Genomic DNA, 18,882 nt, shown 5'->3' with positions numbered 1-18,882 from the left:
CACATATGGTTTCCAATAATTCCCCTAGGATGACGGTGTGAGCAATGAAATAAACCTGGATGCCATCGACCGGGAAATTTTGTTTCACCTCCGCCAGGACGGGCGCCTGAGCAACGTCGAGCTGGCCAAGCGGGTCGGCCTCACCCCGCCGCCGTGCCTGCGCCGGCTGAAGCGGCTGGAGGACGCCGGGGTCATCGCCGGCTACCGCGCCGTCATCAATCCGGAGGCCCTCGGCCGGGGCCTGGAAGTCATGATCGACATCGAGGTCTCCGCGAACGACCTGAAGACCATCGAGACCCTGGAGGAGACGCTCTCCTCGTACGACGAGGTCATCGAGTTCCGCCGGATGTACGGCCGCCCCGACTACTTCCTCCGCGTGGCCGTCGCCGACGACGCCGCGTACAACACCTTCCTCACCGGCAAACTCACCGGCCTCCCCGGCATCCTGCGCGTCGAGTCCCACCTGACCATGAAGAAGATCAAGACCGAGGACTGACGGCGGACCCGCACGACAGCCCGCCGGGGGCGCGGGATCTTCTCGGCATGCGGCACCGGCACCCCAGGGGGCGCTGGGGGTACCCCCGGCCGAAGGCTGGGGGAGGGACCGCCTACCCCACCGCCAGCAGGATCACCAGCAGCACCGCCCCCGCCACCGCCGGCGCAGCCACCTCGTACGCCCAGCGCACCGTGACCTCGCCCTGCGCCGACTCCGCCGGCCCCCTGTTCTCCAGCATCTCCCGCAGATCGTCCATGACCTTGTCGGTCTCCGCCCGCATCGGCCCGGCCTCGTGCTCGGGCCCGCCGCGCCCCCCGGCACCCCCGAACCCGCCGAACCCGTCAAAGCCACCGAGCCCGCGCCCCCCGAGTCCGGCCCCCGAGCCCGACCCCGTCCGCCCGCGCCGCACGTCCGCCGCCGCCTTCGCCTGCCGCCGCGCCGCCTTCTTGCGGCCCCGCAGGGACACCGGGATCGCCCACAGTTGGTACTTCGCGCCGGACTTGACGACCACCTCGTTCGAGAAACCGGACCGCAGGGAGGCGATCTCCCCCCACGGCAGTGTGATCACCCGGAACGGGTTCCGTACGCGCAGCCGGTCCTCGCCCGCGAACACCGCGGGGCGCAGGGTGAAGGCCACGACCAGCGGCACGATGAGGATGAGCGCGGCGAGGGCCAGCCAGGGGGTGTGGCCCTGCCCCCGGAACAGCGCGTCGATGCCGAGCCAGCCGACGATGACGAGGAGCAGTACGCCGGCGAGCAGCGCCTGGGGCGATCGGTAGATGCGGTCCTTGACGAGGGGCGTGGTCATGTCGCCGATTCTGCCTCAGCCTGTCGGCGGCGCACCCGTCGCCTCCTCGCCGTAGGGAATCGGTGGGTGCGCGGGTGCGGGCGGTCTGTGGCCGGTCGCGCAGTTCCTCCCCCAGCCTGCGGCCGGGGGTACCCCCAGCGCCCTTTCAGGTGGGTCTACTCCCCCACCGGAAGAAGAACCGTTCCCTCGGGGTGTACAGCCGCTACGCGCGTAGATATACTCGGCTGGTGACCATGCCCACCACCGCACCCCACGCACTTGCTGACGTCACCGCGTCCGACAGCACGCTGCGCCGCTTCCTCCACGGGCTGCCCGGCGTCGACGCGGTCGGCCTGGAGGCGCGTGCCGCCTCCCTCGGCACCCGTTCCATCAAGACCACCGCGAAGGCGTACGCCATCGACCTCGCCATCTCGATGGTCGACCTGACGACGCTGGAAGGCGCGGACACCCCGGGCAAGGTCCGGGCGCTCGGCGCCAAGGCGGTCCACCCGGACCCGACGGACCGTACGACCCCCGCCACGGCAGCCGTCTGCGTCTACCCCGACATGGTGGCCACCGCGAAGGAGGCCGTCGCCGGCTCGTCCGTCAAGGTCGCCTCCGTCGCCACCGCCTTCCCGGCCGGCCGCGCCGCGCTCGACGTCAAGCTCGCCGACGTGCGCGACGCCGTGAGCGCCGGCGCCGACGAGATCGACATGGTCATCGACCGGGGCGCGTTCCTCGCGGGGAACTACATGAAGGTGTACGACGAGATCACCGCCGTACGCGAGGCCTGCGGAACGGCGGCCCGGCTCAAGGTCATCTTCGAGACCGGCGAGCTGTCGACGTACGACAACATCCGCCGGGCGTCCTGGCTGGGCATGCTCGCGGGCGCCGACTTCATCAAGACGTCGACCGGCAAGGTCGCCGTCAACGCCACGCCGGCGAACACCCTCCTCATGCTGGAGGCCGTGCGCGACTTCCGGGCGCAGACCGGCGTCCAGGTCGGGGTCAAGCCCGCCGGCGGGATCCGGACCAGCAAGGACGCGATCAAGTTCCTCGTTCTCGTCAACGAGACCGCCGGTGCGGACTGGCTGGACAACCACTGGTTCCGCTTCGGCGCCTCCTCGCTCCTGAACGACCTGCTGATGCAGCGTCAGAAGCTGGCCACCGGCCGCTACTCCGGCCCCGACTACGTGACGGTGGACTGATCACCATGGCCAAGGAAAAGATGACCACCGCATTCGAGTACGCACCGGCGCCCGAGTCCCGCTCCGTCGTCGACATCGCGCCCTCCTACGGCCTCTTCATCGACGGCGAGTTCACGGACGCGGCCGACGGCAAGGTCTTCAAGACGGTCAGCCCGTCGACCGAGGAGGTCCTCTCCGAGGTCGCCCGGGCCGGCGCCGAGGACGTCGACCGGGCCGTGAAGGCCGCCCGCAAGGCCTTCGAGAAGTGGTCCGCGCTGCCGGGCTCCGAGCGCGCCAAGTACCTCTTCCGCATCGCCCGCATCATCCAGGAGCGCAGCCGTGAGCTGGCCGTCCTGGAGACGCTGGACAACGGCAAGCCGATCAAGGAGACGCGCGACGCCGACCTCCCCCTGGTCGCCGCGCACTTCTTCTACTACGCGGGCTGGGCCGACAAGCTCGACCACGCGGGCTACGGCGCCGACCCGCGCCCCCTGGGCGTCGCCGGCCAGGTCATCCCGTGGAACTTCCCGCTCCTGATGCTGGCCTGGAAGATCGCCCCGGCGCTCGCCACCGGCAACACGGTGGTCCTCAAGCCCGCCGAGACGACCCCGCTCTCCGCCCTCTTCTTCGCGGACATCTGCCGCCAGGCGGGCCTCCCCAAGGGCGTCGTCAACATCCTCCCCGGCTACGGCGACGCGGGCGCCGCGCTCGTCGCCCACCCGGACGTGAACAAGGTCGCCTTCACCGGCTCCACCGCCGTCGGCAAGGAGATCGCGCGCACGGTCGCGGGCACCCGCAAGAAGCTCACGCTGGAGCTGGGCGGCAAGGGCGCCAACATCGTCTTCGACGACGCCCCCATCGACCAGGCCGTCGAAGGCATCGTCACCGGGATCTTCTTCAACCAGGGGCAGGTCTGCTGCGCGGGCTCCCGCCTCCTCGTCCAGGAGTCGATCCACGACGAGCTGCTCGACTCCCTCAAGCGCCGCCTGTCCACGCTCCGCCTCGGCGACCCGCTGGACAAGAACACCGACATCGGCGCGATCAACTCCGCCGAGCAGCTGGCCCGCATCACCACCCTCGCCGACCAGGGCGAGGCGGAGGGCGCCGAGCGCTGGTCCCCGGCCTGCGAACTCCCCTCCGCCGGCTACTGGTTCGCCCCGACGCTCTTCACGAACGTCACCCAGGCGCACACGATCGCGCGGGACGAGATCTTCGGTCCGGTCCTGTCCGTCCTCACCTTCCGCACTCCGGACGAGGCCGTCGCCAAGGCCAACAACACCCAGTACGGCCTCTCGGCGGGCATCTGGACCGAGAAGGGCTCCCGCATCCTCGCCGTGGCGGGCAAGCTGCGCGCGGGTGTCGTCTGGTCCAACACGTTCAACAAGTTCGACCCGACCTCGCCGTTCGGCGGGTACAAGGAGTCGGGCTTCGGCCGCGAGGGCGGTCGCCACGGCCTGGAGGCATACCTCGATGTCTGATCGCCTGTCTGTCTTCAAGACCTACAAGCTGTACGTCGGCGGGAAGTTCCCGCGTTCCGAGAGCGGCCGGGTGTACGAGGTGACGGACTCCAAGGGCAACTGGCTGGCCAACGCACCGCAGTCCAGCCGCAAGGACGCCCGGGACGCGGTCGTCGCCGCGCGCAAGGCGTTCGGCGGCTGGTCCGGGGCCACGGCCTACAACCGGGGCCAGGTCCTCTACCGCGTCGCGGAGATGCTGGAGGGCCGCCGCGACCAGTTCGTGCGCGAGGTCGCCGACGCGGAGGGCCTCGGCAAGTCCAAGGCGGCCGCGGTCGTGGACGCGACCGTCGACCGCTGGGTCTGGTACGCCGGCTGGACCGACAAGATCGCCCAGGTGGTCGGCGGCGGCAACCCGGTCGCCGGCCCCTTCTTCAACCTCTCGACGCCGGAGCCGACGGGCGTGGTGGCGGTCCTCGCCCCCCAGGAGTCGTCGTTCCTGGGCCTGGTGTCGGTGGTCGCCCCGGTGATCGCCACCGGCAACACGGCCGTCGTGGTGGCGAGCGAGAAGGCGCCGCTCCCGGCCCTCTCCCTCGCCGAGGTGCTCGCCACCTCCGATGTCCCCGGCGGAGTCGTCAACGTCCTCTCCGGCCGTACGACGGAGATCGCCACCCCTCTCGCCGCCCACCAGGACGTCAACGCGATCGACCTCGCGGGCGCCGACGAGGTGCTGGCCAAGGAGCTGGAGATCGCGGCGGCCGACAACCTCAAGCGCGTCCTGCGTCCACAGCCTGTGGACGACTGGACGGCGACGCCCGGGACCGACCGCCTGACGGCGTTCCTGGAGACGAAGACGGTGTGGCATCCGACGGGGGCGCTGGGCGCGTCCGGTTCTTCGTACTGATGCGCCCCTCCGGGTGGGGAACTGCGGGCCGCATGCGGCTGGTCGCGCAGTTCCTCCCCCAGGCTTCGGCTGGGGGACCCCCAGCGCCCCTCAACGGGGCGCTCAGCCCCTCAGAGCCCGCCCCACCACCGGAACCGCCCCGATCGACGGCGCCTGCGCCACCGGCCCCGTCACCATCTTCGACGTCAGCGGCTTGAAGTCGGCCAGCTGCGTGCCCACCCCGTTGTCCAGCGGGTCGACTCCCGTGCCCGCGAGCGGGTTGGGCTTGAGCCCCGCCACCGGGCCGGTGACGTACGGCAGCATGGCGCCCAGCACCTGCAGGCCCGCCTGCGGGTCGATGTGGCCGAGCGAGGTGGGGCGGGTCCGGACCACGTCCACCGCGGGCTGGGTGTCCGCGGCGGCCGTCGCGGCGCCCGCGCCGAGCGCCACACCTGCCGTGGCGAGGGCGGTCAGGGCGCGCCGGGCGGTCGGGGTCGGGGAGGACGCGTGTCGGGGCATCGCTGGGGCCACCTTCTGGTACTCAGGGTAATCGTGTCGGGACACAGGGTAGTTGAGGTGTGACTCACGCTCCAAAGCCGACCCGCGGGGTCGGCAGGAGGCCCCCCATGCGTCAAACTGGTGTTCCGTGAGCATTCATCCTCCGCCCCCCGCCCGCGTCGTGCTGCTGTGCGGCCCCTCCGGCTCGGGCAAGTCACTGGTCGCCGCCCGTTCCGGGCTTCCCGTCCTGCGCCTCGACGACTTCTACAAGGAGGGCGACGACCCGACTCTGCCGTTGGTGGCGGGGAGTTCGGACATCGACTGGGACCACCCGGAGTCCTGGGACGCGGAGGTCGCGGTCGAGGCGATCGGCCGGCTGTGTGCCACGGGGGCCGCGCCCGTACCGGTATATGACATAGCACTGAGCGCCCGCACCGGCGCCGAGACGCTGGACATCGGCCGCACCCCGCTGTTCCTCGCCGAGGGCATCTTCGCCGCCGAGATCGTGGAGCGCTGCCGCGAACTGGGCCTGCTGGCCGACGCGCTCTGCCTGAGCCGGGGCCCGGTGAAGACGTTCCGGCGCCGGTTCCTGCGCGATCTCAAGGAGGGCCGCAAGTCGGTGCCGTTCCTGCTGCGGCGCGGCTGGCGGCTGATGCGGGCGGAGCGCACGATCGTGGCCCGCCAGGTGGCACTGGGCGCGTACCCGTGCGACCGGGACGAGGCGCTGGGCCGGATGGCGGCGGCAGCGGTGGGCCGGCAGAGCCGGGACCGGACACAGGCACCGGCGTAACAGCCGCGGAGAGGGCAGAAAAAAGCGGGACTGGATGGACCCCCCGGCCCTCCAGTCCCGCTTCCCCCGTCGCTCCGCCGAACACCCCCGTGTCCCCCGTGGCGGAGCTCCTCCCCCGTGCTTCCCCCCGGGTCCCCCCGGACCCGTTTTCCCCCGTGTTCCCCGTGGGTCCCCCCGGACCCCCGTTCCCCGGGTTTCCCCGGTTTCCCCCGTCAGGATCCCCCCGGATCCCCGTACCTTCAGGCGACAAGCTCCCCGAAGGCGTCCTCCTCGTCACGGCCGAAGCTGAGGACCTCGTCCTCGCGCAGCCGGCGGAGCGACCGCCAGATGCTGGACTTCACCGTGCCGACACTGATGTCGAGGATCTCCGCGATCTCCGGGTCCGTGCGGCCCTCGTAGTAGCGCAGGACCAGCATGGTGCGCTGGAGTTCGGGGAGCCGGGACAGCGCCTGCCACAGGACCGCGCGCAGCTCGGTGCCGCTCATCGCGTCCGTGTCGCCGGGCGTCTCCGGCAGTTCCTCGGTCGGGTACTCGTTGAGCTTGCGGCGCCGCCAGGCGCTGATGTGCAGGTTGGTCATGGTGCGGCGCAGGTAACCGCCCACGGCCGCCTTGTCGCTGATCCGGTCCCACGCCCGGTACGTCGAGAACAGCGCGCTCTGGAGCAGGTCCTCGGCCTCGTAGCGGTCGCCGGTCAGGTGGTAGGCGGTCGCGTACAGGGAGGCGCGGCGCTCCTGGACGTAGGCGGTGAACTCCGCCTCGGTCAGCGAGCGGCGCTCCCCCGTGTCCTCCCCGTAGGCGGATCCCCCGTGTGCTTCCCCCGTGAAGCTGTCAACCACCGTCATGTAGCCGGTGTGCTGACGTCCGGTGCCGCGAGCGCACCCCCGCCCGCTCACGGCACCGGACTTCTCGGAACCCCGGTTCACGTCGTGCAGACGCGTGATCACTGCGCTGGTGCTGTGGCTGATCAGCGTGTTCATCTCGCGCCCCCCGTCGTGGACTTCCGGTAGTTCGGCTTGCTCGGGCCGCTCGCCGCGTTCGCTCGCTTGCCTGTGCCGAAAAGACTGCCGGGCCACCTTCACGGCCGTATCCGCCGACTGTCACAGACCTGTCACAGGGGTCCGGCACAGAACGGACACAGAGAGTGCACAGGTGGTGGCGCTACAGAGGTTTGCGAGGAGCTGCGCGCCGCACAGGTCGTACGACAGGGCCCGCATGGGCCAGAATGAGCCCGTGCCTTCCCTGTTGCTGATCGAGGACGACGACGCCATCCGCACGGCCCTGGAGCTCTCTCTGACGCGCCAGGGGCACCGGGTGGCCACCGCTGCGACCGGTGAGGACGGTCTGAAGCTGTTGCGTGAGCAGCGGCCCGATCTGATCGTCCTCGATGTCATGCTGCCCGGCATCGACGGTTTCGAGGTGTGCCGGCGGATCCGGCGCACGGACCAGTTGCCGATCATTCTGCTGACCGCGCGCAGCGATGACATCGATGTGGTGGTCGGCCTGGAGTCCGGGGCCGACGACTATGTCGTGAAGCCGGTCCAGGGGCGGGTGCTCGACGCCCGGATCCGGGCCGTGCTGCGGCGCGGCGAGCGGGAGTCCACCGACTCGGCGACCTTCGGCAACGTCGTCATCGACCGCAGCGCGATGACCGTGACGAAGAACGGCGAGGATCTCCAGCTGACGCCGACCGAGCTGCGGCTGCTGCTCGAACTGAGCCGGCGCCCCGGGCAGGCGCTGTCCCGGCAGCAGTTGCTGCGGCTGGTCTGGGAGCACGACTACCTCGGTGACTCCCGGCTGGTGGACGCGTGTGTGCAGCGGCTGCGCGCCAAGGTGGAGGACGTGCCCTCGTCCCCGACCCTGATCCGTACCGTGCGTGGTGTCGGCTACCGCCTGGACGCCCCTCAGTGACGGACCGGCAGGGGGGTCTCCGCGGCTGGGCCGCGGATCGCAGGGGAGCCATGTCCCGGCTGCGCTTCACCAGTCTGCGGCTGCGGCTCGTCGTCGTCTTCGGGCTCGTCGCGCTGACCGCCGCCGTGTCCGCGTCCGGCATCGCGTACTGGCTCAACCGCGAGGCCGTGCTCACCCGTACCCAGGACGCCGTGCTGCGCGACTTCCAGCAGGAGATGCAGAACCGGGCCGGAGCGCTGCCGGTGCACCCGACGCAGGACGAACTGCAGCGTACGGCCGGGCAGATGGCCAACAGCAGCCAGCGGTTCAGCGTGCTGCTGGTCGGTCAGGACAGCAACGGCAAGACGGTGTACGGCAGTTCGGACGGGCTCAGCGCGTTCGCGCTGGACGACGTGCCGACCTCGCTGCGCAAGGCCGTCGACAAGCAGCAGAAGGTGACCGACAGCAACAAGTCGGCGTACCACCTGTACTGGCAGCGGGTCGTCGACCACGGCACGCCGTATCTCGTCGCCGGGACGCGGCTGATCGGCGGCGGGCCGACCGGCTACATGATGAAGTCCCTGGAGCCGGAGGCGAAGGACCTCAACTCGCTGGCGTGGTCGCTGGGGATCGCCACGGGGCTCGCTCTCATCGGTTCGGCGCTGCTGGCGCAGGCCGCCGCCACGACCGTGCTCAAGCCCGTGCACCGGCTCGGGGTCGCCGCCCGGCGGCTCGGCGAGGGCAAGCTGGACACCCGGCTGCGGGTCTCGGGGACGGACGAACTCGCCGATCTCTCCCGGACGTTCAACGACGCGGCCGAGGCGCTGGAGAAGCGGGTCGACGACATGGCCGCGCGGGACGACGCGTCCCGGCGGTTCGTCGCGGACATGAGCCACGAACTGCGCACCCCGCTCACCGCGATCACCGCCGTGACGGAGATCCTGGAGGAGGAGCTGGAGGCGGAGTCCGGGTCGATGGACCCGATGATCGAGCCCGCCGTCCGGCTGGTCGTCAGCGAGACGCGCCGCCTCAACGACCTCGTCGAGAACCTGATGGAGGTCACCCGCTTCGACGCCGGTACGGCCCGTCTCGTCCTCGACGACGTCGACATCGCCGACCAGATCACCGCCTGCATCGACGCCCGCGCCTGGCTGGACGCGGTGGAGCTGGACGCCGAGCGCGGCATCCACGCCCGCCTCGACCCGCGCCGCCTCGACGTCATCCTCGCCAACCTGATCGGCAACGCGCTCAAGCACGGCGGTTCGCCGGTGCGGGTGTCGGTGCGGATGGAGCAAGAGGAAGGTGGCGACCTGGTCGTCGCCGTACGGGACCACGGTCCGGGTATCCCGGAGGACGTGCTGCCGCATGTCTTCGACCGGTTCTACAAGGCCAGCGCCTCCCGGCCGCGCTCCGAGGGCAGCGGCCTGGGCCTGTCCATCGCGACCGAGAACGCCCGCATCCACGGTGGCTCCATCACCGCCGCGAACTCCCCCGAGGGCGGCGCGGTGTTCACGTTCCGGCTGCCGCGGGACCCCTCGCGGCTGGCGGAGGACAGCAAGGACGCCGGGGGCACCGGGGATGCCGGGGATGCCGGGGAGAAGGGCGCCTGATGTACGTACGAAGACTGACGGTACGACGGCACGGCGCGCCGCTGCTGGCCGTCGCCGGGCTGGCGCTGGCGCTCTCCGGGTGCGGGATCCGGGCCACCGAGGTGCCGACCGACTTCGGCGGGGCGCCCTCGCGGGTGCCGTGCTCGATGACCCAGCCGGACCTGTCCGCGCAGGACGAGCGCGGGGTGCCGGTGCAGGTGTTCCTGCTGTGCAGTTCGTCGCTGGTGACCGTCGACCGCCAGGTGCGGGTCCCGGACGGTTCGGCGGACGCCAAGCGGCGGGTGATCGTCGCCCAGGGGCTGCTCGACCAGCTCGCCGAGACGCCGTCGGCCGCCGAGAAGGCGGCGGGCTACACGACGTACGTGCGGGGCGGGATGAGCGTCTGGGGACCGCGGGCCGGGGATCCCGACGACACGCTGCGGCTGAGCACGTCGCCGCCGCAGCTGACGTCGTACGCGCTCGCCCAGATCGTGTGCACGCTGTCCGATTCGGCGGCCGCGGAGGGGGACGGGTCGGTGATCCTGGGCGGGCCGGGGACGGAGCCGTTGCGGCGGTACGAGTGCACGGACGCGGTGCGGAACTCTCCGAGTGGCAGCCGGCCCCCGTCCACTGAGGTGGCTTCCGGGTGACGGGGCGTTTGGGCGCCTAAGGGGGTGCCGGGGAGGGTTGTGGGGCGGGTGCCGGTTGTGTGAGGTTGCTCGCGCAGTCCTCCCCCAGACTTCGGCCGGGGGCACCCCCAGCGCCCCTGACGGGGCGCTGCCGGCGCCGCATATCGATACGGCACCGTGTGTCTGAGGCCTCACCGCCCTATCCGGAACCGATCGTGTGCGCGGGCGCGTCTAGGGGGGCGTGCAGCGTCAAGGCTCCATCGGCGGCAGCGCCGCGATCCGCGTCCGTGTGGCAGGGGGTGTCCTCCTTGTCGCACACCTCGTGTTCGTCGCCTGGCTGATGCTGCGGCCGCTGGACGTGCCCTGGGTGATGCCCGCCAACCTGCACCCCCTCGCCGGTATCCGCGCCGACCTGGCGCTCGGCTGGCGCGAGGCGGCGCACCGGATCGGCGAAGGGCTCGCGCTGCTCGCGCCGCTGGGTGTGCTGCTGCCGATGACGCACGGGAAGCTCCGGGTCTCCCCGCTCGCCTCCCTGATCAGTTCGGCCGCCGCGGGCGCGCTGATCTCGATGGGCATAGCCCTGCTGCAGACCGGGGTGCCCGGCCGGGTGGTGGACGTCGACTCGATCCTGCTCAACACGGCGGGCGTGGTGATCGCGCATCTGGCGGTGGTGCCGGCGGCCCGCGCCCGGCTCCGCCGGCGGGGTGAGCGGCGGCGGCCCGCCGCCCTCCCCCAGGAGGAAGCGGCTCAGGGTCGCACCCCGACGATTCCCAGGGTCGGGATCGCCCCGTAGAGCGACGCTTCGACCCGGTTCGTCTCCGTAGCGTTGAGGGCAGACGAGGGGCCGGAAGGGCCGCCTCGCACCGGACGCTCACGAAGGAGCCACAGATGTCCAGCCTCGCCCGCCCCACCCATGGCCGCATGATCGGCGGAGTGTGCGCCGCGCTGGCCCGGCGCTTCGGCACCTCCGCGACCACGATGCGGGTGATCTTCCTGCTGTCCTGCCTGCTGCCGGGCCCGCAGTTCCTGCTCTACATCGCGCTGTGGATCCTCCTCCCCTCGGAGAAGAAGGCCACCGCCTGGTGATCAGGCGGTACGGCAACGCCGTTGGGGCGCTCCGGACGTTTCCGGGGCGCCCCAAAGGCGTTGCCGATCGGTTGGGGAGAGGTCAGCCGATCGGAATCCCGTTCACCGGCAGGCCGTGCGTGGGCAGGCCCTGGACCGGCAGGCCGCCGAGGAGGCCGGCGACGGGCTTGGTCGGGCCGCCGGCGAGCACCTGCTTGGCGAGCACCTGCTTGGCGGCCGGCTGGACGGCGGTCACTCCGGCACCGAGGGCGCTCTGCCCCTGCGCCACGGCCTCACCGGCACCCGGCAGCGCCTTGGAGACGTTCTCGGCCGGCAGCGTCTTGGTGACGGTGTCCAGGGCCTGGGAGGAGTCCGGGACGGCCGGGGCCGCGTTGGCCGCGCCCGCGCCGGCAGCGGCGAAGGCGGCACCGAGGGCGGCGACACCGAGGGTCTTGGCAGCAGACTGCTTCATCGTCAATGCGTCCTTGGAATACGGAGACGGGGATCAATAACACGCTGAGCGGTCCACGACCGTAAACATGCCGGGTCGTCCGCCGCAAACACCGAAATACGGACGGCCGGTGAAGGCCCGTCCGCATTCCGTGCCCCGCCGGGATGGCCGATCAGCTCTCCGGATCCGCAGAACCGCTGGTGGAGGCGGTCTGCCGGAACAGCCATTCGGATTTCAGCTCCGCATACCCGGGCTTCACGACGTCATTGATCATGGCGAGTCGTTCATCGAAAGGAATGAACGCTGATTTCATCGCATTGACGGAGAACCACTGCATGTCATCGAGCGTGTAAGCGAACGCCTCGACGAGATGCTCGAATTCCCGGCTCATGCTGGTGCCGGACATCAGCCGGTTGTCGGTGTTCACGGTGGCCCGGAAGTGCAGCCGGCGCAGCAGCCCGATCGGGTGCCCGGTGTAGGAGTCGGCGGCGCCGGTCTGGAGGTTGGAGCTGGGGCACAGCTCCAGCGGGATCCGCTTGTCGCGGACGTACGACGCGAGCCGGCCGAGCTTGACCGTGCCGTCCTCGTGGAGCTGGATGTCGTCGATGATCCGCACCCCGTGCCCGAGCCGGTCGGCGCCGCACCACTGCAACGCCTGCCAGATGGACGGCAGTCCGAAGGCCTCGCCGGCGTGGATGGTGAAGTGGTTGTTCTCGCGCTTGAGGTACTCGAAGGCGTCGAGGTGCCGGGTGGGCGGGTAGCCGGCCTCGGCGCCGGCGATGTCGAAGCCGACGACGCCCAGGTCCCGGTAGCGGTTGGCGAGCTCGGCGATCTCCAGGGAGCGGGCCGCGTGCCGCATGGCGGTGAGCAGGGCGCCGACCCGGATCCGGCGGCCGTTCTCCCGGGCGAGGGCCTCGCCCTGCCGGAAGCCCTCGTTGACGGCCTCGACGACCTCTTCGAGGGTCAGCCCCTGCTGCAGGTGCTGCTCGGGGGCGTACCGCACCTCGGCGTAGACGACACCGTCCTCGGCGAGGTCCTCGGCGCACTCGCGGGCGACCCGGATCAGGGCGTCCCGGGTCTGCATGACACCGACGGTGTGCGAGAACGTCTCCAGGTACCGCTCCAGCGAACCGGAGTCGGCGGCCTCGCGGAACCAGATGCCGAGCTTGTCCGGGTCGGTCTCGGGGAGGCCGGAGTACCCGGTCTCCCGGGCGAGGTCGGCGACGGTGCCCGGACGCAGGCCGCCGTCGAGGTGGTCGTGCAGCAGAACCTTCGGCGCCCGGCGGATCTGGTCCGGCGTCGGGGTGTTCGCGGTGCTCTGGCTCGTCATTTCCGCACTGTAACTCCTACGCGCGTAGATCGCTCGGTACTCGGAGATTTCCGTTTCCGTCGATACGCAATGGTGACCGCACGGACGGGTCGCGTACACCGCCTCTTCTGACACTGTTCTGTCATGGCACAGCAAGCGACGCCGGTCCGAACGGCCAGCCTGAGCAGGGCAGTCGGCCAGGAGCCGACGACGGTGAGCGGCGCGGTCCTGCTCCTCCCCGGTGGGGAGGAGGTCTCCGCGCGCCGGCCGTCCCTCGTATGGGCGACGGCCTTCGTCCGCGCGCTCGGCCGCCGCCTCGCCCGGGACGGCCGGGACGAGGGGCTGGCCGCGCACGTCGTGCACTACCGCTATCGCGGGTGGAACGGCAGCGAGGCGAACCTCGCCGGGGACGCCGGCTGGGCGGCCGACGAGGTGGTACGGCGGTACGGCGACGTTCCGGTGTGCCTGCTCGGCGTGGGGATGGGCGGCCGGGCCGCGCTGCACGCGGGCGGGCACGAGGCCGTCAACTCCGTCGTCTCCATCGCCCCTTGGCTGCCCGAGGACGACGTGGCGGCGCCCGAGGAACCGGTTCGGCAGCTGGTGGGGCGGCGGGTGCTGGTCGTGCACGGCACGAACGACGAACGGACCGATCCGGAGCTGTCGTTCCGGCTGGCGTCGCGGGCGAAGAAGGCGAACCGGGAGGTGTGCCGGTTCGAGGTGCACTCGGACGGCCACGGGTTGCATCAGCACCGGGACGAAGTCCTCGCGCTCGCTTCGGACTTCGTGATGGGGGCGTTGTACGGGCATGCGGTGTCGCGGCCGGTGGAGGACGCGCTGGCTGCGCCGCCGCCGATCGGGTTGCGGATGCCACTTGCCGCGGGCTTCGGACGGTCGCTTCGTAGGATCTGATGTCGGCTTCGGGGCGCGGGCGGTGGGTGGTTTTGCGCAGTTCCTCCCCCAGCCTTCGGCCGGGGGTACCCCCAGCGCCCCTAGGGAAGGAGACTCCCCCGCCTTGAAAGCAGGAACTTCTTGAAGGCGGCCACTGGGGGCGTGTCCGGGTGGCCCTCCAGCCATGCCAGGCCGATCTCTCGCACCGCTCGCGGGGCGGTGACCGTCAGTTCGACGACTCCCGGGCGGGGAAAGGCGGGTGGGGGGAGCAGCGCGACGCCCAGACCGGCTGCCACCAGGCCCCTCAAGGTCTCCGCCTCCTCTCCCTCGAAGGCGATCCTCGGCTTGAAGCCGGCCTCCTTGCACACGTCGTCCGTGATGCGGCGCAGGCCGTAGCCCGGTTCCAGGGTCACGAAGGTCTCGTCGGCCGCCTCGGCGAGGCGGATGCGCCTGCGGGTGGCCAGCGGGTGGTCGGCGGGCACCACCAGCCGGAGTTTCTGTTCGTCGAGGCGGCGGGCGGCCAGGTCCGGGGCGTCCGGTACCGGGGAGGTGAGGCAGAGGTCCAGTTCGCCCGCCCGCAGCTTCTCGAGCATCGCCTCGCCGTAGTTCTGGACGAGGCTGAAGCGGATGCGGGGATGGTCGACGCGGAAGGCCTGGAGGAGGCCGGGTACGGTCTCCGCGCCCATGGTGTGCAGGAACCCGAAGGCGACCTTCCCCGTCGTGGGGTCGGCGTCGGCGCGTACCTCGTCGGCGGCGCGCCGGACCTCGGCGAGGGCACGCTCGACCGAGGTGAGGAAGGTGCGGCCGGCGGGGGTGAGGGAGACGGTGCGGCCGTGCCGGCTGAAGAGGTCGACGCCCAGGTCCTGCTCCAGGCGGGCCATCGCGCGGGAGAGGGTGGACTGGGGGACGTTCAGCTCCTGGGCGGCCCTGGTGACGTGCTCCGTGCGGGCCACGCCGGCGAAGTACGCGAGGCGTGGAGCCAGCAACATCGTCATGTCTTCTGTGTCACTGTCCGGTGACAGGCGCCCCGCTGACCTCTGCTGATGCTCCATGGGAACGATTATGGCGATTCCATGCATTGGACGGATCAGCGAGGGGGTCCGTACGTTCGAAGCATGTCTCCCGCCAGTACCGGGGCGTCCACCACCGTGGGCGCCGTCCCGTCCGTCCCCGCCGCCGACTCCCGGCTGACCCCGGGCGGTCCCGGCTACCGCCGGATGAGCTTCGCGCTCTTCCTCGCCGGTGTCGCGACCTTCGCCCTCCTCTACTCCACGCAGGCCCTGCTCCCGCTGATCTCGGACGGCTACGGCGTGTCCGCGAGCGACGCGAGCTGGACGGTGGCGGCGGCGACCGGCGGTCTGGCGCTGTTCGTCATCCCGATGAGCGCCCTCTCCGAGCGGTTCGGACGCCGTACGGTCATGACGGCCTCGCTGGCGGTCGCGGTGACCGTCGGCCTGCTGGTGCCCATCGCGCCCTCCCTCGGCGTGCTGGTCGTGCTCCGTGCCGTCCAGGGCGCGGCGCTGGCCGGTCTGCCCGCGTCGGCGACGGCGTACCTGGCCGAGGAGGTCCGGCCGAAGGCGCTGGTCACGGCGATCGGTCTGTTCGTCGCGGGCAACAGCGTGGGCGGGATGAGCGGCCGGGTCATCACCGGCTGGGTCGCGCAGGAGTGGGGCTGGCGGGTGGCCGTGGGCACGATCGGCGTGATCGCGGTCGGCTGCGCCGTCGCCTTCCGGCTGCTCCTCCCCGCGCCGCGGCACTTCAAGGCGGGCTCGCTGCACCCGCGCCGGCTGCTCGGCACGGTCCGCGACCACCTGGCCGACCCGCTGCTGCGCCGCCTGTACGCGATCGGTGCGCTCTTCATGACCGTCTTCGGCGGCGTCTACACGGTGATCGGCTACCGCCTGACCCAGGAGCCCTTCTCGCTCCCCCAGGGCATCATCGGCTCAATCTTCCTGGTGTACCTGGTCGGTACGGTGTCCGCGTCGACGGCGGGCCGCCTGGTCGGCCGCCTGGGCCGCCGCGGCGCCCTCTACCTGGCCGGCGGCACGACGGCCACCGGCCTCCTCCTCTCCCTGGCCGACTCGCTCCCCCTGGTCCTGCTGGGCCTGGTCCTGATCACCGCGGGCTTCTTCGCGGGCCACGCGGTCGCCTCCTCCGCGGTCAGCAAGACAGCCACCCACGGCAGGGCCCAGGCCTCGGCCCTCTACCAGTCCGCGTACTACATCGGCTCCAGCGCGGGCAGCACGGTGGGCGCGCTGGCCTTCCATGCAGAGGGCTGGTCGGGAACGGTCGGCGTGGGACTGCTCGCGATCCTGGGCGTCGTGACCATCACGGTCCTGGGCTCTGTGGCAGCCCGCCGCCAGGTACTGGCGAACGCCCACTGAATTCTTTCAGGGGCGCGGGGAACTGCGCGACCAGCCACGACGGCGCCGCACCCGCCCCCCGGCCGCGCACCCCACCCCCTTGGGCGCACCACTCCTCACCCGCACGTTTCCCCACTCCTGGGGCCATTGTCAGTCCCCTGCGGTAGCTTCCGAAGTGCTGGTGCGCAACGGCGCGCGGACAGGAACGGCCACAGGGGTGGGTGGACGAAAGATGACCGACGGCACGGCGACGGCGGAGCTGGACGTCGCACTGGAAAAGCACCGGACCGAGCTGACCGGGTACTGCTACCGCATGCTCGGCTCGTCCTTCGAGGCCGAGGACGCGGTGCAGGACACCCTGGTGCGGGCCTGGCGGAGCTACGAGAAGTTCGAGGGCCGCTCCAGCCTGCGGTCGTGGCTGTACCGGATCGCGACGAACGTGTGCCTGGACATGCTCACCGCGGGCAACAAACGGGCCCGGCCGATGGACCTCAGCGAGTCGACGCCGCTCGCCCAGGCCGCGCTCTCCCCCCGGCCCGACAACACCTGGCTGGAGCCGGTGCCCGACGCGCGCGTGCTGCCGACCGTGGACGACCCGGCGGAGGCGGCCGTGGCCAAGGAGTCCATCCGGCTGGCCTTCATGGCCGCGTTGCAGCAGCTGCCGCCGAAGCAGCGGGCGGTGCTGATCCTGCGCGAGGTGCTGGCCTGGAAGGCCACCGAGGTGGCCGAGCTGCTCGGCACGACCGTCGCGTCGGTCAACAGCGCGTTGCAGCGGGCCCGGGCCACCCTGTCCGAGCAGCGGCAGTCGGGCGCCGCCGCCGAGGTCTCCGACCCGCTCGACGAGGAGCAGCAGAAGCTCCTGGAGCGCTATGTCGCGGCCTTCGAGGGGTACGACATGACCGCCCTGACGGCGCTCCTCCACGAGGACGCCATCATGACGATGCCGCCGTTCGACCTGTGGCTCACCGGCCACGACGACATCACCGGCTTCATGACCACCATCGGCTCCGCCTGCGAGGGCTCGCGGCTGTTCCCGGTCCGGGTCAACGGCCTGCCCGGGTTCGCCCAGTACAAGCCCGACCCGGACACCGGCGGCTGGAGCCCCTGGTCCGTCCAGGTCCTGGAGATCTCAGACGGCCGGCTGACCGGGTTCCACTTCTTCCTCGACACCAAGCGCTGGTTCCCGCTCTTCGACCTCCCCCTCCACCTGGAGGCCGAGACCGACGAACCGGAGGAGCGAGCGTAGGGCCGGGTCGGGGTCGCGGAGCCGGATCCGCCCGCCGGCCCTCCGGGCCGCCAGCTCAAGCCGGGCCAGCAGGTCGACGGCCGCCAGGCCGGGCGGTCCGAGCCCGCCGACATCGCAGACGACGACCCGGCGGCCCGGCCCGGCCCCGCCCGCCCCGAGCAGCTCACGCACGGCGTCGCACAGCCCCGGCACCTCGTCCCTGGCGACGGGGCCCGACAGCATGAGCACGGCGGGGGTCACGGCATCCACGACCAGTAGACCGCCGAGGGTCTGACAACTCATCGCTAGGGCACCCCGCCTTCCGTACGGTCGCGAAGATCACAAGGGTCACAACGTTGACCTGCACCTGACCGACCCAGAGGGTTGGCTGTATGCCCCACGGATCAGCAGCGCCCGGTACCTCCGACAGCCTCCTCTCCCGCAAGGCGGTCCCGTGCAGGGAGTGCTGAGCGGTTTCGCGGTCATCGCGGTCGTCATCGCCGTCGGCTACGTCCTCGGCCGCGGCGGCCACCTGGGGGCGAACGGCCGCGAGGTCCTCACCAAGCTCGCCTTCCACGTCGCCTCCCCCGCCCTCCTCTTCACCACCCTCGCCAGGGCCGACCTGGCGGTGATCTTCTCCAGCCGCCTCCTGGTGACGGCCCTGAGCACGGCCGCCGCGGCAGGCGCGTTCGTGGCGGTGGGCGTCGTACGGCACTGGGGCGTGGGCCGTACGACGATCGGCGCGCTGTGCTCCAGTTACGTCAACTCGGGCAACCTCGGTATCCCGATCGCCGTGTACGTGCTGGGCGACGCGTCCCTGGTGGCACCGGTGCTGCTCTTCCAGGTGGTGATCCTCACCCCGGTCGCGCTCACGATCCTCGACGTGGCCGGCATGGGCGAGAAGGGCCCCTGGAGGCGCCGGCTGCTGACGCCGCTCCGCAACCCGATAGCCGTCGGCTCCCTCAGCGGAGTGGCGGTCTCGGGGCTCGGGATCCACGTCCCCGGCCCGGTCATGGACCCCCTGACCCTGATCGGCAACATGTCCGTGCCGGCGGTCCTGCTCGCCTTCGGCATCTCGCTGCGCGGCAGTACCCCGCCGGGCCGGGGCCGCGACCGCCACCCGGTGTTCCTGTCGGTCGCCCTGAAGTCGGTGGGCCAGCCGCTCGCCGCCTGGGCCCTGGCGTCGGCGGTCTTCGGCCTGCGCGGGGCGCCCCTGCTCGACGTGACGGTGACGTCGGCGCTGCCGGCCGCGCAGAACCTGTACACGTACGCCAGCACCTACCGCGTCGGCGAGGAACTGGCCAGGGACTCGATTCTGCTGTCGACGGTGCTGGCGGTGCCGGTGCTGGTCGTGGTGGCGGCGCTGCTGGGGTGACGCGCC

The 18,882-nt window shown here is 71.4% G+C and carries 21 protein-coding genes; 14 read left to right on the top strand and 7 right to left on the bottom strand.

The features are described 5' to 3' along the window. Positions 1-37: 37 nt before the first annotated feature. A complete protein-coding gene (locus ABT137_RS34480) occupies positions 38-496 on the top strand; it encodes an Lrp/AsnC family transcriptional regulator (RefSeq protein ID WP_351715051.1) in 459 nt (152 codons plus the stop codon). Positions 497-608: 112 nt separating this feature from the next. On the opposite strand, the gene ABT137_RS34475 is transcribed toward ABT137_RS34480, so the two are convergent. Further along, positions 609-1,304, bottom strand: coding sequence for a PH domain-containing protein (locus ABT137_RS34475; protein ID WP_351715050.1), 696 nt, complete (start codon positions 1,302-1,304; stop codon positions 609-611). Positions 1,305-1,537: 233 nt separating this feature from the next. On the opposite strand from ABT137_RS34475, the gene deoC reads away from it, so the two are divergent. Genes deoC through ABT137_RS34460 form a run of 3 tightly spaced genes read left to right on the top strand, consistent with a single transcriptional unit; the run spans position 1,538 to position 4,828 of the window. After that, positions 1,538-2,491 (top strand): deoxyribose-phosphate aldolase, encoded by a 954-nt coding sequence (gene deoC, locus ABT137_RS34470; RefSeq protein WP_351715087.1) that lies wholly within the window; start codon positions 1,538-1,540, stop codon positions 2,489-2,491. A gap of 20 nt (positions 2,492-2,511) precedes the next feature. After that, positions 2,512-3,948 (top strand): aldehyde dehydrogenase family protein, encoded by a 1,437-nt coding sequence (locus ABT137_RS34465; protein ID WP_351715049.1) that lies wholly within the window; start codon positions 2,512-2,514, stop codon positions 3,946-3,948. Next, entirely contained in the window at positions 3,941-4,828 is an 888-nt protein-coding gene (locus ABT137_RS34460; protein ID WP_351715048.1) for an aldehyde dehydrogenase family protein, read from the top strand. The genes ABT137_RS34465 and ABT137_RS34460 overlap by 8 nt, the downstream gene beginning before the upstream one ends. Positions 4,829-4,930: 102 nt before the next feature. Here ABT137_RS34460 and ABT137_RS34455 read toward each other — a convergent pair whose 3' ends face one another. Further along, positions 4,931-5,326, bottom strand: coding sequence for a hypothetical protein (locus tag ABT137_RS34455; protein ID WP_351715047.1), 396 nt, complete (start codon positions 5,324-5,326; stop codon positions 4,931-4,933). 127 nt (positions 5,327-5,453) lie between these two features. On the opposite strand from ABT137_RS34455, the gene ABT137_RS34450 reads away from it, so the two are divergent. Next, complete coding sequence (locus tag ABT137_RS34450; RefSeq protein WP_351715046.1) at positions 5,454-6,095, top strand: uridine kinase family protein; 642 nt, start codon at positions 5,454-5,456, stop codon at positions 6,093-6,095. Positions 6,096-6,334: 239 nt separating this feature from the next. Here ABT137_RS34450 and ABT137_RS34445 read toward each other — a convergent pair whose 3' ends face one another. After that, a complete protein-coding gene (locus ABT137_RS34445; RefSeq protein ID WP_351715045.1) occupies positions 6,335-7,072 on the bottom strand; it encodes a SigE family RNA polymerase sigma factor in 738 nt (245 codons plus the stop codon). Between the two features lie 253 nt (positions 7,073-7,325). On the opposite strand from ABT137_RS34445, the gene afsQ1 reads away from it, so the two are divergent. The 5 genes from afsQ1 to ABT137_RS34420 all read left to right on the top strand — a co-directional run bounded on the left by afsQ1 (position 7,326) and on the right by ABT137_RS34420 (position 11,286). Continuing rightward, on the top strand, positions 7,326-8,003 hold the full coding sequence (afsQ1, locus tag ABT137_RS34440) for a two-component system response regulator AfsQ1 (RefSeq protein WP_177232965.1): 678 nt from the start codon (positions 7,326-7,328) through the stop codon (positions 8,001-8,003). Further along, complete coding sequence (locus tag ABT137_RS34435) at positions 8,000-9,592, top strand: ATP-binding protein (protein WP_351715044.1); 1,593 nt, start codon at positions 8,000-8,002, stop codon at positions 9,590-9,592. The genes afsQ1 and ABT137_RS34435 overlap by 4 nt, the downstream gene beginning before the upstream one ends. Further along, positions 9,592-10,221, top strand: coding sequence for a hypothetical protein (locus ABT137_RS34430; protein WP_351715043.1), 630 nt, complete (start codon positions 9,592-9,594; stop codon positions 10,219-10,221). The genes ABT137_RS34435 and ABT137_RS34430 overlap by 1 nt, the downstream gene beginning before the upstream one ends. A gap of 220 nt (positions 10,222-10,441) precedes the next feature. Next, entirely contained in the window at positions 10,442-10,993 is a 552-nt protein-coding gene (locus ABT137_RS34425) for a VanZ family protein (protein ID WP_351715042.1), read from the top strand. 95 nt (positions 10,994-11,088) lie between these two features. Next, on the top strand, positions 11,089-11,286 hold the full coding sequence (locus ABT137_RS34420) for a PspC domain-containing protein (protein ID WP_351715041.1): 198 nt from the start codon (positions 11,089-11,091) through the stop codon (positions 11,284-11,286). Between the two features lie 82 nt (positions 11,287-11,368). Here ABT137_RS34420 and ABT137_RS34415 read toward each other — a convergent pair whose 3' ends face one another. Together ABT137_RS34415 and ABT137_RS34410 are read right to left on the bottom strand one after the other, a co-directional pair. Continuing rightward, on the bottom strand, positions 11,369-11,737 hold the full coding sequence (locus ABT137_RS34415; RefSeq protein ID WP_351715040.1) for an ATP-binding protein: 369 nt from the start codon (positions 11,735-11,737) through the stop codon (positions 11,369-11,371). A gap of 151 nt (positions 11,738-11,888) precedes the next feature. Further along, positions 11,889-13,046 (bottom strand): adenosine deaminase, encoded by a 1,158-nt coding sequence (locus ABT137_RS34410; protein ID WP_351715039.1) that lies wholly within the window; start codon positions 13,044-13,046, stop codon positions 11,889-11,891. Between the two features lie 123 nt (positions 13,047-13,169). Between ABT137_RS34410 and ABT137_RS34405 the strand changes: the two genes are divergently transcribed. Continuing rightward, entirely contained in the window at positions 13,170-13,934 is a 765-nt protein-coding gene (locus ABT137_RS34405) for an alpha/beta hydrolase (RefSeq protein ID WP_351715038.1), read from the top strand. Between the two features lie 80 nt (positions 13,935-14,014). Here ABT137_RS34405 and ABT137_RS34400 read toward each other — a convergent pair whose 3' ends face one another. Beyond that, a complete protein-coding gene (locus ABT137_RS34400; protein ID WP_351715037.1) occupies positions 14,015-14,965 on the bottom strand; it encodes a LysR family transcriptional regulator in 951 nt (316 codons plus the stop codon). 63 nt (positions 14,966-15,028) lie between these two features. Between ABT137_RS34400 and ABT137_RS34395 the strand changes: the two genes are divergently transcribed. Next, positions 15,029-16,297 (top strand): MFS transporter, encoded by a 1,269-nt coding sequence (locus ABT137_RS34395; protein WP_351715036.1) that lies wholly within the window; start codon positions 15,029-15,031, stop codon positions 16,295-16,297. A gap of 211 nt (positions 16,298-16,508) precedes the next feature. Next, a complete protein-coding gene (locus ABT137_RS34390; protein ID WP_351715035.1) occupies positions 16,509-17,522 on the top strand; it encodes a sigma-70 family RNA polymerase sigma factor in 1,014 nt (337 codons plus the stop codon). Here the strand turns inward: ABT137_RS34390 and ABT137_RS34385 are convergent. After that, positions 17,406-17,804, bottom strand: a complete 399-nt coding sequence (locus tag ABT137_RS34385) for an STAS domain-containing protein (RefSeq protein ID WP_351715034.1) — start codon at positions 17,802-17,804, stop codon at positions 17,406-17,408. The genes ABT137_RS34390 and ABT137_RS34385 overlap by 117 nt on opposite strands. Positions 17,805-17,955: 151 nt before the next feature. On the opposite strand from ABT137_RS34385, the gene ABT137_RS34380 reads away from it, so the two are divergent. Then, on the top strand, positions 17,956-18,876 hold the full coding sequence (locus ABT137_RS34380; protein ID WP_351715033.1) for an AEC family transporter: 921 nt from the start codon (positions 17,956-17,958) through the stop codon (positions 18,874-18,876). Positions 18,877-18,882: the final 6 nt, after the last annotated feature.

It is taken from the genome of Streptomyces sp. NPDC001980 (assembly GCF_040296885.1).
Taxonomy (GTDB): Bacteria; Actinomycetota; Actinomycetes; order Streptomycetales; family Streptomycetaceae; genus Streptomyces.
The sequence above is the reverse complement of the archived record's forward strand: the minus strand, read 5'-3'. Positions and strand labels throughout refer to the sequence as shown.